Origin of the sequence: Nostoc cf. commune SO-36 (assembly GCF_023734775.1) — a bacterium.
GTDB lineage: Bacteria > Cyanobacteriota > Cyanobacteriia > Cyanobacteriales > Nostocaceae > Nostoc > Nostoc commune_A.
On record NZ_AP025732.1, the window covers coordinates 2,783,453 to 2,798,999 of the forward strand.

At 39.4% G+C, this 15,547-nt stretch carries 19 protein-coding genes and 1 pseudogene; 15 read left to right on the forward strand and 5 right to left on the reverse strand.

From position 1 onward, the window contains the following. The 7 genes from cobQ (at position 1) to ANSO36C_RS12265 (ending at position 3,315) form a co-directional block, all read left to right on the forward strand. Complete coding sequence (cobQ, locus tag ANSO36C_RS12235) at positions 1–1,485, forward strand: cobyric acid synthase CobQ (RefSeq protein WP_251959750.1); 1,485 nt, start codon at positions 1–3, stop codon at positions 1,483–1,485. Positions 1,486–1,578: 93 nt separating this feature from the next. Next, the gene (locus tag ANSO36C_RS12240) at positions 1,579–1,815 is read left to right on the forward strand and encodes a 2Fe-2S iron-sulfur cluster-binding protein (protein ID WP_251959751.1); all 237 of its coding nucleotides are present in this window, start codon (positions 1,579–1,581) and stop codon (positions 1,813–1,815) included. A 111-nt stretch (positions 1,816–1,926) separates the two neighbouring features. Next, the gene (locus tag ANSO36C_RS12245) at positions 1,927–2,229 is read left to right on the forward strand and encodes a type II toxin-antitoxin system RelE/ParE family toxin (protein ID WP_251959752.1); all 303 of its coding nucleotides are present in this window, start codon (positions 1,927–1,929) and stop codon (positions 2,227–2,229) included. An 11-nt stretch (positions 2,230–2,240) separates the two neighbouring features. After that, on the forward strand, positions 2,241–2,552 hold the full coding sequence (locus tag ANSO36C_RS12250) for a HigA family addiction module antitoxin (protein ID WP_251959753.1): 312 nt from the start codon (positions 2,241–2,243) through the stop codon (positions 2,550–2,552). Positions 2,553–2,581: 29 nt separating this feature from the next. After that, positions 2,582–2,725: a hypothetical protein gene (locus ANSO36C_RS12255; RefSeq protein WP_251959754.1), complete on the forward strand. Its 144-nt coding sequence runs from the start codon at positions 2,582–2,584 to the stop codon at positions 2,723–2,725. Beyond that, positions 2,718–2,936, forward strand: a complete 219-nt coding sequence (locus ANSO36C_RS12260; protein WP_251959755.1) for a type II toxin-antitoxin system HicB family antitoxin — start codon at positions 2,718–2,720, stop codon at positions 2,934–2,936. The genes ANSO36C_RS12255 and ANSO36C_RS12260 overlap by 8 nt, the downstream gene beginning before the upstream one ends. 178 nt (positions 2,937–3,114) lie before the next feature. Then, positions 3,115–3,315 (forward strand): hypothetical protein, encoded by a 201-nt coding sequence (locus ANSO36C_RS12265; protein WP_251959756.1) that lies wholly within the window; start codon positions 3,115–3,117, stop codon positions 3,313–3,315. Between the two features lie 184 nt (positions 3,316–3,499). Here ANSO36C_RS12265 and ANSO36C_RS12270 read toward each other — a convergent pair whose 3' ends face one another. The 4 genes from ANSO36C_RS12270 to ANSO36C_RS12285 all read right to left on the reverse strand — a co-directional run bounded on the left by ANSO36C_RS12270 (position 3,500) and on the right by ANSO36C_RS12285 (position 9,252). Further along, positions 3,500–3,943 carry an SRPBCC family protein gene (locus ANSO36C_RS12270; protein WP_251959757.1) on the reverse strand — a complete coding sequence of 148 codons (444 nt, stop codon included), beginning with the start codon at positions 3,941–3,943 and terminating at the stop codon, positions 3,500–3,502. Positions 3,944–4,027: 84 nt separating this feature from the next. Then, entirely contained in the window at positions 4,028–5,464 is a 1,437-nt protein-coding gene (gene zds / locus ANSO36C_RS12275) for a 9,9'-di-cis-zeta-carotene desaturase (RefSeq protein WP_251959758.1), read from the reverse strand. Between the two features lie 274 nt (positions 5,465–5,738). Beyond that, positions 5,739–5,915 (reverse strand): ribbon-helix-helix domain-containing protein, encoded by a 177-nt coding sequence (locus ANSO36C_RS12280; protein WP_179067046.1) that lies wholly within the window; start codon positions 5,913–5,915, stop codon positions 5,739–5,741. Between the two features lie 1,738 nt (positions 5,916–7,653). Continuing rightward, entirely contained in the window at positions 7,654–9,252 is a 1,599-nt protein-coding gene (locus ANSO36C_RS12285; protein WP_410174694.1) for a DUF6930 domain-containing protein, read from the reverse strand. 496 nt (positions 9,253–9,748) lie between these two features. On the opposite strand from ANSO36C_RS12285, the gene ANSO36C_RS12290 reads away from it, so the two are divergent. The 5 genes from ANSO36C_RS12290 to ANSO36C_RS12310 all read left to right on the forward strand — a co-directional run bounded on the left by ANSO36C_RS12290 (position 9,749) and on the right by ANSO36C_RS12310 (position 11,972). Then, the gene (locus ANSO36C_RS12290) at positions 9,749–10,105 is read left to right on the forward strand and encodes an iron-sulfur cluster assembly accessory protein (protein WP_012407303.1); all 357 of its coding nucleotides are present in this window, start codon (positions 9,749–9,751) and stop codon (positions 10,103–10,105) included. Positions 10,106–10,193: 88 nt separating this feature from the next. Next, the gene (locus ANSO36C_RS12295; protein ID WP_251959759.1) at positions 10,194–10,616 is read left to right on the forward strand and encodes a tetratricopeptide repeat protein; all 423 of its coding nucleotides are present in this window, start codon (positions 10,194–10,196) and stop codon (positions 10,614–10,616) included. Between the two features lie 153 nt (positions 10,617–10,769). Then, positions 10,770–11,015 (forward strand): hypothetical protein, encoded by a 246-nt coding sequence (locus tag ANSO36C_RS12300; RefSeq protein ID WP_251959760.1) that lies wholly within the window; start codon positions 10,770–10,772, stop codon positions 11,013–11,015. 158 nt (positions 11,016–11,173) lie between these two features. Further along, the gene (locus ANSO36C_RS12305; protein WP_251959761.1) at positions 11,174–11,440 is read left to right on the forward strand and encodes a type II toxin-antitoxin system TacA family antitoxin; all 267 of its coding nucleotides are present in this window, start codon (positions 11,174–11,176) and stop codon (positions 11,438–11,440) included. Positions 11,441–11,462: 22 nt separating this feature from the next. Further along, positions 11,463–11,972: a GNAT family N-acetyltransferase gene (locus tag ANSO36C_RS12310; RefSeq protein ID WP_251959762.1), complete on the forward strand. Its 510-nt coding sequence runs from the start codon at positions 11,463–11,465 to the stop codon at positions 11,970–11,972. A 186-nt stretch (positions 11,973–12,158) separates the two neighbouring features. On the opposite strand, the pseudogene ANSO36C_RS12315 reads toward ANSO36C_RS12310, so the two are convergent. Then, positions 12,159–13,215, reverse strand: a pseudogene (locus tag ANSO36C_RS12315) (IS701 family transposase). A gap of 457 nt (positions 13,216–13,672) precedes the next feature. On the opposite strand from ANSO36C_RS12315, the gene ANSO36C_RS12320 reads away from it, so the two are divergent. From ANSO36C_RS12320 to ANSO36C_RS12330, 3 genes are all read left to right on the forward strand, one after another. Beyond that, entirely contained in the window at positions 13,673–13,879 is a 207-nt protein-coding gene (locus ANSO36C_RS12320) for a hypothetical protein (protein ID WP_251959763.1), read from the forward strand. 580 nt (positions 13,880–14,459) lie between these two features. After that, complete coding sequence (locus ANSO36C_RS12325) at positions 14,460–14,852, forward strand: helix-turn-helix domain-containing protein (RefSeq protein WP_251955951.1); 393 nt, start codon at positions 14,460–14,462, stop codon at positions 14,850–14,852. Continuing rightward, positions 14,810–15,406 carry an IS630 family transposase gene (locus tag ANSO36C_RS12330; protein WP_251955950.1) on the forward strand — a complete coding sequence of 199 codons (597 nt, stop codon included), beginning with the start codon at positions 14,810–14,812 and terminating at the stop codon, positions 15,404–15,406. Before ANSO36C_RS12325 ends, ANSO36C_RS12330 begins: the two co-directional genes overlap by 43 nt. Positions 15,407–15,547 lie beyond the last annotated feature (141 nt).

The following is a 15,547-nucleotide window of genomic DNA, read 5'->3' on the forward strand; positions in this document are numbered from 1 at the left end:
ATGAAATCAATTATGGTAGTGGGGACAACATCCCATGCAGGGAAATCACTTTTAACTACAGCTATTTGTCGTATTTTGTCGCGGCGTGGTTGGCGAGTGGCTCCCTTTAAAGGTCAAAATATGGCTTTAAATGCTTATGTCACTGCCAGTGGTGGAGAAATTGGCTATGCCCAAGCAGTGCAAGCTTGGGCGGCGGGAGTCGTGCCTTGGGTAGAAATGAACCCAATTTTACTCAAACCCCAAGGAGATATGACATCTCAAGTCATTATAAAAGGTAGGTCTGTAGGCAAAGTGAGTGCCTCAGATTACTACGAGCAATATTTTGAACTGGGGTGGCGGACAATTGAAGAATCGCTACAGCATTTAGGAACAGAATTTGACATGGTGGTTTGTGAAGGTGCTGGTAGTCCAGCAGAAATTAACCTCAAGCACCGCGATTTAACTAATATGCGGGTGGCAAAATATTTGAATGCGCCAACGATGTTAGTAGTTGACATTGACCGGGGTGGTGCTTTTGCCCATGTGGTAGGAACTTTAGAGTTATTAGATCCAGATGAACGCGCCCTAATTAAGGGTGTAGTAATTAACAAGTTTCGAGGACAGCGATCGCTCCTAGAACCAGGGATAAAATGGTTAGAAGAACGCACAGGTATCCCTGTTGTCGGTGTTATACCTTACTTACAAGAAATGTTTCCAGCAGAAGATTCCCTTGACCTGCTAGAACGTCAATCGTCGTCGAATAAAGGCAATACTGACCTCAACATTGCCGTCATCCGCTTACCAAGAATTGCTAACTTCACCGACTTTGACCCACTGGAATCAGAAAGTACAGTTTCAGTTAAATATTTAAGTCCTAAGCAAGATTTAGGACATCCTGATGCAGTAATTATCCCAGGAACAAAGACCACAATTGCTGATTTGCTACTGCTGCAAAAGAGCGGTATGGCAGAAGCTATCCAAAACTATGCTGCTTCTGGCGGAACAGTTTTAGGTATCTGCGGCGGCTATCAAATGCTCGGTCAAATCATCGCTGACCCAGAAGGGATAGAGGGACAAGCAGGCAGATTTCAGGGGTTAAATCTTTTACCAATCAGAACCGTAATTACAGGTCAAAAAATTGCTCGCCAACGCCAAGTTAGCTCAAATTATCCGCAGCAGGGCTTGCCAGTTAATGGCTTTGAAATCCACCAAGGGCGATCGCGCATCGAACAGCAAGGTATAGACCCACAATCTTACCATGCCCTATTTGACGATATTAATTTAGGGTTAGTAGATAGTTGCCAATCGGTGTGGGGAAGTTACCTACACGGGCTTTTTGACAACGGCCCTTGGCGACGCGCTTGGTTAAATCGCCTCCGTCAACAGCGCGGTTTAAAATCTTTACCCACTGGTGTTGCTAACTACCGGGAACAACGAGAGCAGATTTTAGACTCTCTAGCAACTGAAGTAGAAAGTCATTTAGACTTAACTCCGTTTTTGTCTTAAACTAAAGTGCATAAAAATCGCACATTTCTTCAATCAAAATATTATTAGTCATTTACAAATGACTAATGACCAATGACTAATGACTAATAACTAATGATTGTTCGTGTCCACTTTTTACCAGATGATGTCACAGTAGATGCCGAAGTGGGAGAAGCCCTATTAGATGTAGCAGACCGGGCTGGGGTATTTATTCCCACCGGTTGTCTCATGGGGTCTTGTCACGCTTGCACTGTCGAATTAGAGGATGGAGAGATCATCCGCGCTTGTATTACCGGAGTACCACTACGCGAGGAATTAACAATTAATTTGTTTAGCGATCCTACTTGGTAATGTCGCCCTGTTACCCTGAAGGACTGATATGCTATGCGGATATTAATTGTGCTATCGTTAATATATTAAATTATGAGTTACGTAACGCATAACATCTATCATTAGTAATTTATGTCTCCGTCAGACAAATATCCTAAGTTTAAAGATAAAAGGACGGAGCGGTTTGCTTTAGGTGAGAGGGTAAAAGAGTTTCAGGCTTTTACAGATCAAGCATATAAACGACTTGATATATTAGAAGCTGCTACTAGCAAAGAATCCCTGATGAAACTACCGAGCAACCATTTTGAGTCTTTAGAAGGCGATCGAAAAGGTCAATGTAGCATTCGAATAAATAAGCAATGGCGAATTTGTTTCAATTGGGTAGATGAAGAATCTAAACCTTTCAACATAGAAATTACAGACTATCATTCTTAAAGGAGAGAAAAATGGCACGGCCACCCATCCATCCTGGGAAAATTCTTGCTGATGAGCTTCACGAATTACAGATAAGCGCAAGTGAGTTAGCACGTATCCTTCATGTACCAACAAACCGGATTACTGAAATAATTAATGGTGAACGGGCAATTACTGCTGACACGGCATTACGATTAGGGCAGTGGTTTGGTACTGGTGCTGAGTTATGGATAAATTTACAAAAAAATTATGAGCTTAGACTAGCTGAACAAAAAATGGGTGAAGAAATTCAGGCTACTATTTCACCCCGGATATTACCTGAGTTAAAACAACTCAAGGCATAAACAAAAATCTAATCAATAGAATAGACCTCTTGCATAAATCGAATAGACCCCCCTTAATCCCCAGTGGAAAAATCACGATTTCAGGCAAAGACGGAGCAGATGCTAAACGCTACCAAGAGAAGGAAGTGAAACAGGCAATTGAGGAAGTAGAAGGGAAAGAAAAAGATGAGTAAGCTTAAGTACCAAATGATTCTTCAATGGTCTGATGAAGATGATTGCTTCTTAATAGGATTCTCCGATTTTCCAGGACAACGTTGGCGGACTCATGGGTATACTTATGAGTTAGCTGTGACAAATGGAATTGAAGCTTTAGAGTCTCTCATTATTGCTTACGAAGCTCTAGGTGATCTACTTCCAGAACCAAGAGTAAGTAGAGTGCATTAACGCGATTGAGTAGGTGGTAACTAATACTGAACAATTTGCGCGATCGCAGATTATTTTAGTTTAAATAGTGTTTTTACGTGATCTCACTGTTATTTATGTAGCTTAATTAATGTTATATTTTTTGTTGGCTGGGACTTACTCAGCTTTATTAATTACTAATAAATAAAGGTTAACTATAGTGAATAAACTGAATAATCGTCAGCTTGCTGCTATCCTCGTGGGTGGTATCGGGTTTGGCTTTGCTATTGCACAAGAAGACTGTCGTTTTCCCTATGTGCAAACAGTAATGCCTACTGCTTTGATTGCCTATGTTAAGGCTGATGATTCAAAGCAACCCTCTGATTTTGAGAAGAAATTGGAGGGTAAAGGTAAACTATAAGTAATTTACCCTCAGCACATATGAAGTGCTGAGGGTAGGCAAAACTAAATTGATAAATTAGGAGGATAAATGTTTTATTCTGGAAATGCCCTAACTGTAAAAAGTCAATTAGTTCTGTAAAATTTCTTTAAGACAGTAAGAAACTTTTACCCATTGTTTCCTACTGCCTGTTTTGCTATCTATATCAATTAGCTTTAACATTCAGCGCGTATTCTTTAAACCTTTCCAAATCAGCTTGAATTGTCGATTCAACCACCCGCCCCAAAAATAAGTTATCCATAATTTTGCCAATAATGCCGGGGATAGCATAAGAAATGGTCATTTTGACAATAGTACTACCGTGGCGATCGTAAAAGCGAATCGCTCCCTGGTTCGGCAAACCATCAACCGATTCCCATTGGATAATTTGGTTGGGAATAACTTTGAGAATTCGGGATTTCCAAGTAAATTCTAGACTGCCTGTCTTCAGTTTCCAGAGAGATATATCTGGATTCTCTGGCGGAATTTTTACCGAATCAATCCACTTCATCCACCGGGGCATTTGCTCTAAATCAGCCCAGAGGCTCCATACTAAATCTATGGGAGCCTCTACTTCTACCTGTACAGTATGCTCTAACCAATCTGACATTCTCTCTTCTTCCTTCTCTAGGAGATGCTTTGCGTAGCTTGCTTCTTTGCAGGAGTACGCATTCTTTGTGCCTTTTGCAGTTCCTTATCTCTTCAAACTCTCCAAAATCACTTTTGCCGCCCGCCGCCCAGAAATAGTTGCACCTTCCATGCTGTCGATGTAATCTTGCTGTGTATAGCTGCCTGCAAGGAAGAAATTATCTACTGGTGTTTTCTGGTTGGGACGGTACGCATCCATCCCTGGCGCTTCTCGATAGAGCGACTGAGCAAGTTTTACCACGCTGTACCAAGTCATATTTAGCTCCCGCGACGAGGGAAATAGTTCATGGACTTGCTTGAGGACATGCTGTGCGATCGCTTCATTACTTTGGGCAATAAACGGATCTCCCGGTGTCAGCACAAGCTGTAACAACGACCCCTCTCCTGGGCGATAATAATCAGCAGGGCTAGTCAACGCCAAATCAGCAAAACACGAAAAGTCCGCATCGGCTGTGTAAAGTAAATTATCGATTCCCGCCGCGTGCAAAAGCTGTTTACGTTGCTCTCCATCGTTGAGTTCTGTTACCCAACCATCGAAGCGTAACTGTACTGTTGCCACTGGCACTGCATCCAGTTTGTAAATATTGTCAAATTCTGACCACTTACGCCACTCGTGGGGTAGGATGCGTTGAATTCCTGGAACATCACAGGCAAAGACATAAGCATCAGCAGTGATAGTTTCTAATGCATCACCTTGGGCAACTACTATACCAGTGACGCGGGTTTGTTCGTCTGATGTAAATTGAATTTCTCGAACTTGCCGACGCGTGTAAACTTTGGTGCCTCTGGCTTCTAAATATTCCAGAATGGGCTTGTGTAAATATTCAGATGGAGAACCTTCCAGCATCCGCAAAACTGAAGCTTCAGTTCTAACTGCAAATAACTGGAATATCGTTAACATACAACGGGCAGACATATTTTCGCAATCAATAAATCCCAATGCGTAGGCAATGGGATTCCATAAGCGTTTAATGCTGCCATTACTCCCACCATGACTGCGGAACCAGTCGGCAAAGCTAACTTTATCTAAGTTGCGGATGGTTTTCATCGCCCCGTTAAAGTCTACCAATCCGCGAACTATGGGACTAGTACCCAGAGCGATCGCATTTTGCAGTTTATCCTGCAACGATAGTTGGGAAGTAGTGAAAAATGCCTTTAAGCCATTGAAAGGCGCACCTGTAATAAAACGAAAATCTAAACCACCAGTGCGCCCCCCTTTGTTAATGAAAGTGTGGGTATGTTCCTTGAGGCGTAAGTTTTCTAACACCCCCACTTTCTTCATCAAATCAAATAGTTGGTAGTAGCAGCCGAAAAATACATGCAACCCCATTTCTAAATGGTTGCCATCTCCATCAACCCAACTGCCAACTTTACCACCCACAAACGGACGAGACTCAAAAATCTCTACTTCACAACCAGCATCAGCTAGATCTACTGCGGTTGCTAGCCCAGCCAGTCCCGCACCTACGATTGCAACGCGCATTCCGTCGTTCCTTTTCAGTTTCTTTACAGATTGTAACTGGGTTAGTGTCGGAATTTGCTACTTAATATCAACTCCTTCAGCATATTAAAGTTGGGCAATGTCGATACTAAAACCTCTTTGATCGCTTCTTTTAGTCCCGGCAAATGACCAGACGCGAGAAAAACGCGTCTGTATCAGCTAGACAAACTCTTGTCCATAGCGGCGACTCAAAAAAGTATCATAGCTATTTTTTGCTAGCAAAGCAGTTATCTCGATAAGTAGTGAAATTAACTTCTTACTTATTTGCATCTTTACTGTCGTCGGAGACAGGCAAACTTCTAATCAGTTCCCGAATCACGTCGGTTGCCGGTCTACCTGTTTGTTGGCAATATTTTTCTAGTTTTTCCGCTTCCTGTGTTGCGAGATTTACTGTTATACGTTTTACGGCCCATTTTTTATTTGTCATTATCATGCTATCTGCTGTATATTTAGATGGTCGAAAGAGTAAAACTTTAAGAGTGAACCGATAAGGTTATCAGAGTTTGTCTCACGAAACAAGTAATATCATTAATATTAAAAATGTTTGTTTTGTCAAAGTATTCATCATTTACTAAAAAATCAAAAAACTACACCTTATTTGTTATTCCTGTGAAAGTTGAAATAGCACATACTTGCTTTTGAAGATAATAACCCTACTAACAGCATGAGTAAAGCCTGACAATAAAGTTTGATAAATGAATTTGAGATACCTACTGTTGGCTTAATAAAGATTTCTAAAGTTATTCTCCATTGAAAGCATTTGACCTTCTCTCTTAAACAAATTGGCTAAACTAGCTTAGAGAGAACATCTGGCACAAAGCCAGAAAATAAAGCTTTAGAATCATTATCATGCTAAGATGCTTGCCCCAGGCGGTTTTGAGCGATGTATATGGATAGTGGATAGTCACTTATAAAGTAGGTAAATAAGCGATCGCTCTAGAAAAAACTCCTATCTGCATCCATTACTGTAACCAAGAGGTTAAAAGCTACTTGAACGGTTATAAATTTTGCTTATCTTGATCAAGCTGATTGCTTTTTATGCCCATAAAGTAGCTATAAAAAAGGAGTAAAAGCTCAGTCTACTTGGTATAAACAGCGAAGAACTTTGATAAATTTTAACAACATTATCTGTAATTTCACACAGGTAAATTAACCTATCATGGATATGATGTTATTTGACGGTTAACGACTAATAATATTTCAATTTTGTTTCATGTTTTTTCACTAACTTTTTGTAAGGATGCAATAAAGTTTTGCATATTTTGTATTCGAAATCTGTCGATACAATCTGTTTTCTTAGCATTAGATTTTTCCCATTGTTTGTATTTATTTGTCTGGAAATTATAAATTATTCTTAGCCATTTAGTGTGCTAAAATTGACAACAAACATTTTTTATATCTAAATTAAAGATATAAATTACTAATGGGAAAATTTGGATTTCAATAATTTAATATTTGTAAACTATGCTCATAAAATTATTTTTCTACTTCATTGTTTTCACTGATGTATTTATTATAGCTATGATTTCTACACTTTAAATAATCTTCATTTAGACGGCAACCAAGCTAATCTTGATACTTTATAAAAAAATTACAAAGAAACAGATGCACATTTGAACTTTTGCTTAATGATATTGATATATAGCAACTAAAAAACTTGTTAAAAAAAGATTCATAAATCTAAGCGCCTCAGCTAGGTTATATTAAACTGAACTTTGGAGATAATTTTCTATAAATTTTAGTTATTTATACTTGTAAATAACTAAAATAAAATTACTGAGAAACCATAAAAATACAGGTACTTCATGAAATTGAGATAAAGTTAACCTCTAATGATTGGTCGCTTATTAGTATTGACATATATAAATGTGAATTAAAAATTGCTGCGTCCTAATAGGTATGCGATGAAGAGGGTTGAGCAAAGCCGCAGATGCCCCGCCTCCCGTTGATAGACTGCCTACAAGAGATGGGGCGGGCATATACAGAGGCAAAAATTCTGAGTAATTTTTACTTCACTCAACACTCAGTTGGTAAAGAGAAGAGGGATAAAATCTTCCCATTTACCTTTGCATAATACAGTTTCAGTCAATATCTAAAATTAGATACACATCCAACTTAATTTCTCATTCCCACAAGTTGAGATTGAGGATTGTGGCAATTCGTGCAACTATTCAAAATTTAAGTTCGGGCATCAGTTGAAGAGTGCCAAGACCTAAATCTTTAGGTGGAAGCGATCGCGCTTCAAACAAAGCCATCATATCTTTTAACTGAGGATTGCCACGGGAGGCTCCCGTTAGCCCTTTAGCAATGATTAAGCCACAGTAGCCCTTAGTATTTTTACACCGTTGATTCCATTTTTTTCGGGCTTCTACATGAATAGGATCTGCATCTAGAAATTCACCAAATAGGAATAATTCGCCATTCTGAGTTTGTAATAAACCGAGGTCGTAGCGATCGCCATCGAAGGGATCGGCACCAGGGTTAAAGCAAATTGCTCTCAGTCCGCCTGCTGCTTCAATTCTTTCAATTACAGTTTTAGCCTTGGGCCGGGAAGTTTGAATTAAAATCACTGGCAAACCGTCACCCACTTGCTTGATTTCACCAGCCGCATGGTAGCTGACTCCCTTTCGTAGAGACTCCAACATTTCCCAGGAAACTACACCTAAGCTGAGAAAGGAATCCTCTGGTATCAAGTCATCTTGCAATGGTTGAAAATCAGCATTGTCAATCTCCTGCTCATCGAGATCAAAGCTTGCCATTTCTTCTAATTCTGTGGCTAGCTGCGGCATGGTAGAGACTGTTACAGGCAGAGATTTAGTCGATTCTTCAGACTGCGGCAAAGAAATGCGATAGCGACGGCTGAGGCTAGAGAAGATATCTTCATGAAGTTGGCGACGATGATCGCGAATAAAGCGGCTCAGGCTTTCGATCGCCACTAATATTACCAGTGCTTCTTCGTCATATAAAACAGACCTTAGTCCTTCTAAGGGGTGGATATTACCGAAAGTGGGGTCAATTTCTGATAATGGCAGATCCGCCAAATCATCTTCTTCATCCTCATCTTCACTGGTTTCGTCAACACTCTCAAAAGTGAGAAACAGGCAATCTTGTTTAAGAAAGGCTTCTTCTAAATGCTCCGTTGATTCTTCATTTGTTAAAACTGCGGCGCGAAACTGTTTTAAAGACTCTTCTGAGCGATAAAACAAAATTCCATACTCCATTCCCAGCATTCCCATAACTGAAGCGTAGAGTGTGCCAACATCCCACTTATTAATCTCGATTGACAAAATTTGCTGTTCTTCCAAAAATTCCCAAGGTGCTGCTTGCCAAATCGCAAATGCTTTTTCTCGCAGGATTTGGGCATACTGTGGCGGTAAGTCGGGGGTTTGACTATCAAGGATGTCGGCAAATCCACGAAATAGTTCATCAATTAAAGGCAGTTCTGGTGCATAGTCAATAGCGATATCTAAATCTTGCAGCACTCCCCGCAGGTAAAATTGGATTTCGCGGTCTTTGACTACAATTCTTTGGGGTCTGGCAGGTCTTGCCGGACTTTGGGGATGCTCCATTGCTTGCATTAAGGTGCGAACGATTGCTTCTGGGCCGATCTCTGAAGCTACGACATCCATTCCTCGAACAATACCTTGGGAGTAATCTACCCAAAGGAATGCATTCTCCCTTGGACTCTGAGTCCTGGAGTACTGGCTTGGTGATGACAACGGACGGCGATCGCCCTCCCATACAGAAGGAATTTGAGGTAATTTCTTCAACCGACGACTTGGTAGAGCGATTAAAACTTGTCATAGAGATCAAAAGAAGCAATTTGGAAGTAAACTTTGGGGGATAGCTAGCGTCGGATTAAATCTAGCCTCGAATGAAATTTTTATGGCTGCACCTGAAGGGTGGGTTGCTCTCAGGTTGCCGCAAGGCTTGAATTTTAAGAATACTGAATGTATAAACACACAGAGTCTAATCAATTCTAGAATAAAAATTTTTGGCTGCTTTTTAACGGAGTGTTTACAATTTGGCATCTAGCGGCATCTAAGCCGTTACGAATGAATACAAAAACACAGAAGTTTTACAAACTTCGATACTCATAGCGGCTAGAACAGTTGTTTAGCTTGTGAACTGGATGCTACTGATGCTTCCAGCTTTTTTCCCAAAAGAAAAAGTTAGCTATGGGTAAGATTTTAGATCGCTAACCCACAGGCATTAATCAGCCGATACAGGGTAACGCTTAGACTAATTAAGGAGTTTAAAAAGCAGATGACACAAGCAATTCAGTCTCAACAACGCGGAATTCTGTTGAGCGAAGCCGCATTGCACCAGGTAAAATCCCTCCGGGACAAGCAAGGCACCGACTTCTGCTTACGGGTAGGAGTACGTCAGGGTGGTTGTTCTGGGATGTCTTACATGATGGACTTTGAAGACACTAGCAAGATCACCCCTCAGGATGAAGTTTTTGACTATGATGGCTTCAAAATTGTCAGCGATCGCAAGAGTCTTTTATACCTCTACGGTTTAATGCTCGATTACAGTGATGCCATGATTGGCGGTGGTTTCCAATTCACTAACCCCAATGCTAACCAAACTTGTGGTTGCGGCAAGTCATTTGGGGTGTAATATTGTCATTTGTCATTTGTCCCTTGTCATTGTGACGAAAGACAAATGACTAATGACCAATGGACTAATGACTAATGACCAATGACCAATGACTAATACAGTTGAATCCCTGTTTGATACAGGTTTAGAACGCTATAAAGCTGGAGAATCGGTAGAATCTTTAATCCCTGTGTTTAAAGAAGTGTGCGATCGCGCTCCTAAAACTAGTGCTGCTTGGGTTTGTTTAGCCTGGTTGTATCTACTCGATAACAAACCCAACTTAGCTTATAAAGCTGGACAGAAGGCAGTCAAGTTAAATCCACAAGATCCCCAGGCGAGAATAAATCTCGCCTTAGCAATGCTGGAAACAGGCCAAAAAGGTTTGCGGGAACACATTGACATAGCACAACAGTTAATTTTTGTCAATGAAGAATGGAGTGATGAAATAAAAAATAGTATTGAAGACGGTTTAAGTAGAAAACCAGATTGGCAAAGTTTGACAAAAGTCAAAAATTGGTTATTTGAAGGATAAAAGATGGGGGCTGGGGAGTAGGGACAAAGGGACAAGGGGACAAAGAAAAATTCTTGAATGGTCTCTTTCATCTCTACCTTGTTTTGCTAATACAAATTCTCTATTCCCCAATCCCCATTCCCCATTCCCTATTCCCTATTCCCCATTCCAATCATGAAAGATAAATTGTTAAATTGGCTAAACATGGTTTTAGTCGCAGATGTTTTTTTGGTTTTCTTTGGCTTTGCTTGGCTAGCGATCGCAGCGATCGGTGATGCGGCAGGAGTCAACCTGGGTTTGGATTTGTGGCATAAACTGTGGCAACCCGTTTTTAATCCAGCGATCGGCATTCTCATGGGTGGAGCTATTCTTAGCGGTATTATCAGCTGGGTTTCCAAAAAATTCCTCTCTAGTCAATAGCGCAGGCGAGTATCGGTAATTTAACAACAGTCGTCAACACCAAATTTTGTATTGACGTTGTATACACAATGTTCTATATTAGATATTAAGCATTGCTGAATTAAGCTTGAAACTTAATTCAGCAACGCTAAATGAGATACACAAATGGAAGATACCCAATGCTTGCCCGTTCTAAAATGGATAACCCTGGCCGTAACCAAGTAATTAATATTAGAGTTCAAGAACAACAACGGGATTTAATTGATAATGCCGCTTCGATTCTTGGTAAGAACCGTTCTGACTTTGTGTTAGAGGTAGCCTGCCGAGAAGCTGAAAAAGTCATCTGTGACAAAACTTTCTTCGCGTTAAACGAGGAAAAATATCAAAATTTCCTTGCTATCTTGAACTCACCACTAAAGCGAACGAAGAAATTCGTAAATTATTAACGACTAAATCGCCTTGGGATTAATGATAGAACAAACAAAAACTATTAATGCTCCTCACCCACTTACTCATGAGCATGATGTATTAGAGTTTAAATCTAAATCAGAAGCTTTGAATAACTGGCTGAAGGAGAAAGCTTTGAAAAATGAGGGGGATACGGCTAGAACTTTTGTGGTAACTGTTGAAAATCAAGTAATAGGCTATTACTGTTTAGCAACCGGATCTGTAACTCATTTAGTAGCTGTTAGCAAAGCTAAACGGAACGCACCAGACCCTATACCGTGTATGCTTATTGGTAGACTAGCAGTCGATACCAAATGGGAAGGACAGGGTATAGGGTCTGGCTTATTAAAAGATGCTATTATTCGTATTTTATCAGTATCCCAAATAGCAGGTGTTAGATGTATTTTGGTTCACGCTAAAGATGAAGAAGCCAAAATATTTTATTTAAAACGTGGGTTTCAACCATCACCAATAGAACCATTAACACTGATGATGACTTTAAAAGATATTCGAGCAAGCATTATAGATTAGAAATAAAATTCACCCCCACCCATTCCCCCACAACCCCAATTCTCACCCCGTAGCCCTTCATACAGCACGGGGTTTTGTTTTGGTGGTTGAGTGCGATCGCTGAAGGTGGTTGAGAAAGATGATTTTCACCCCATTTCCCGACATCTACCCACAACCATTAACTTACTTATCCTATAAGAACAGGACTTACGCATTGACAGAAATCTGACTATGTGTATTCAAGCCTATCTTTTGTTCAAGATGTTCCAGAATGAAGTCACGAGCCACCTGAAGAGACAAATTTCTCTGGACTTCATACCAGTTTTCAATTAACTCTTGAGTTCGTATTAATTCTAGTTGTGTGAAAGCGCGGATAGCACTAAAAAAGTGAGTTTTAATTGCCTCAGATGTCCTCACCATGAATAGCTCAATTCCACACACTTGTTTAATGGCTCGATGGTAACATTCAATCCCCCAATGAATCGAATGTAACTTCTTAAACTCGACGAAAGAAATTAAAAATAATATATCTTTGTTAGGCACATACATGACGTAATATCTGGGAATTTCGTTTTTGAAAATTCTCCGAAATACTTTCACTTGCCCAAACTTTCTTAGATGAACTATTAAACCATTATCTGGAATTTCTAGATTTTGGACTTGGGTAAAATTTTTACCATCAACTGAACATAAGCGATTTTTAGCTATCCCAGTTAAAAACTCTAATTCCTTGTTTTTAAAGAACTTTAAGTTCTTCTTACTAGAATACCAAGCATCAGTAGTTACAGCATGAGGCTTCAAACCCCAATGCAAAACCTCAGTAATCATCTCTCGTAAATAATCATTTTTCGTCTGACCATCTTGTTTATCATAAATGCGATAATTTACAGGTACAGATTTACCTGATAAATCGGTATAATACAAGGTAATTAGCTGAATCCCTTTAACTATACGATGATGCCTTCCTGAATAAATGTAAGCAATTAACTCTGTTAATTTCGGGTCACTATGAGGCTTATCAATTACGGTATCATCTGCACTTAATGTACCACCTACTAAATTGATATACAGCTTAACTTCATCAAATAAATCTTTTGGGCTCATAACGCTCACGTAGCAAAAATCTATTGACACTATCATGAGACAAATCTTCCATAATATCTGCTAAACGTGTGCAGCCTGAATACTTTGATTCTGCCAATAAAAACAGAGTGTAAGTGTTGAGGTCACACTTTGCAGTGGATGGCTTGGTAGTTACTCTGATTGTCCATGCCCTCAATAGAGACAGTGTAAATTATCTATCTTTTCAGTCCCCTACTGCTAGCAATCGCTTATTCTTTTTTCCTTCTCACTAATACATTTTTTGTCTCATTTGTCAATGCGTAAGTTCTGAAGGTACTCCGTTCAGTATTTATGCGTTAGGTACAATTCGTGTAGAACATACGATTAAAGTGATAAATGAAGATCAGAAGAACGAATTGCTTAGAAAAATTAATGAAATTACAAAAAGATAAAATTAATATTATTAATTTTCGGATTGTAGTCTGGTGCGATGGCACAGCGTAAAAGGAAGGTGAGAGTTACCCTCTCACTCCTACCCACGACAATAAAAAGGCTGAAAAAACACGATGCCAACGGGAATATGAGTCAGCGTACAGATGAAACAAAACTTCTCTATTATTTCAGTAATTTTACTATTAGATTAAAGCCAAAAAGACAATATGCTTAAAAACAATTTAAAATATAAAATCAACATGGCTACACCAATAAAAGTAGATATAACTTCGATTGACGGAACAGTTTCTTCCAGAACAAATGTAAGTACAGAAAAACTACTACAAGAAATATCAGATTTATTAAATCAAGAAAATGACAGGGATCGTAAAACTTTAGAACTAAAGGTAACTTTTTTATCTAAAAACGCCTAAACCGCCTCACAAGGGCGGTTTTGTACCTTTCACTGTTACTAATTACAGCGATCGTATGAAGTGTGATCGCCCCATTCTCCATTCTCCATTCCCCAATCACCCTGGATACAGAAAACCATTACGACTATCAGGTTTGTATTTGACCCAATCCCGCACAGCTTACCGTAAAACCTGAGAACATACGCCGCCTACGCGAATCGCCTACGCGAGTTGATGAACAATTGCGAAGATGACGACTAACCCTGCCCTCGCCACAAACCAGATAACCCGATGATTCCCTACAGCGATCGCAGTGGGGAATTGTCATTTTTGGGGTTATCTGAGTACAAATTCGCTAGGTTGTATCAGGTTTAGAATTTTTAGCTGAGTAAAAGTTTCCGTCACCCACAATACAGACAGAGTAAACGTTTCAGCCGATTGAATCTGAAAAATTTCCATTTCCCATAGCGAACAGAAGTCATCTACAATTAGCGAAATTTAAGGATTATATTTCTGCGGATCATACATACCTAACATTTCATTTATTACAGCGCTTCCGCCTGTTATAAGGTACACTAGGTTAAAATATAAATACTTTTAAATGAAGTCATACTCTATCGAGCTTCGAGAAAAAATAGTTGCAGCACATATTCAAAAAAATATCTCAATCAGGAAAGTAGCTAACATATTTTCTGTCTCAAAGAGTTTAGTGCAAAAGCTTGTAAAACAACAAAAACTTGAAGGAAATTTACAACCAAAGCCGCGAGGAAAACCACAATTTAGTCATCTGACAAATGCTGACATAGAGTTAAGAGAATTAGTTGAAGCACATCCAGATGCAACATTGATAGAGTTGTGTGAATTATTTGCAGACAAAACTGGTAATTGGGTAGGTCGAAGTGCAATGTGTCGTGCCTTACAAAAATTAGGATTAAATCGTAAAAAAAAACATTGCGGAGTAGTCAAGCAGCAACAGAAAGAGTTCAAAAACTAAGAGTAGAATATTGGGAACAGGTCAGAGATATAGATCCAGATAACTTAGTATTCCTAGATGAGACAGGAGTTTTATTAGGTCTGGCAAGAACTCATGCGCGTTCGCAACAAGGAACAAGAGCTTACGACCAAAAACCATTTTATAGAGGTGCAAAAGTCACAGTAATTGGAGCAATTAGTATTAAAAAAGTAGTGGCGTTAATGACGATGAATAACTCAATGGATAGCCAAGCATTTGATGTATTCATTGAGAAGTTTTTAGCGCCTAATTTATGGACAGGAGCAGTAGTCGTCATGGATAACTTACCTGCCCATAAACTAGCATCAATTGTACCAATGATTGAAGCTGTAGGTGCGAAAGTTATTTGTTTATCCTCATACTCTCCTGATTTTAATCCAATCGAGTTATGGTGGTCACAACTCAAATCTTTTTTACGCAGTTTTGCTCCAACTACAACAGAAATGGTTGATACAGTAATCTCAGTTGCACTCGACTTAATGAATCCTCAACATTTAAAAAACTGGTTTACTAATTGTTGCTATTGTACCTCATAACACCGGGAAGTGCTGTATTGGAATTTTTTTGCTGTAAGTTAAGGGAACTGATTCAATAAATATATCAGGATTAATAAGTTTACTCAATCTTGATAACGTTTAAAAATTTCCTGGCGATTCATTAATATCTATAAGCCTGTT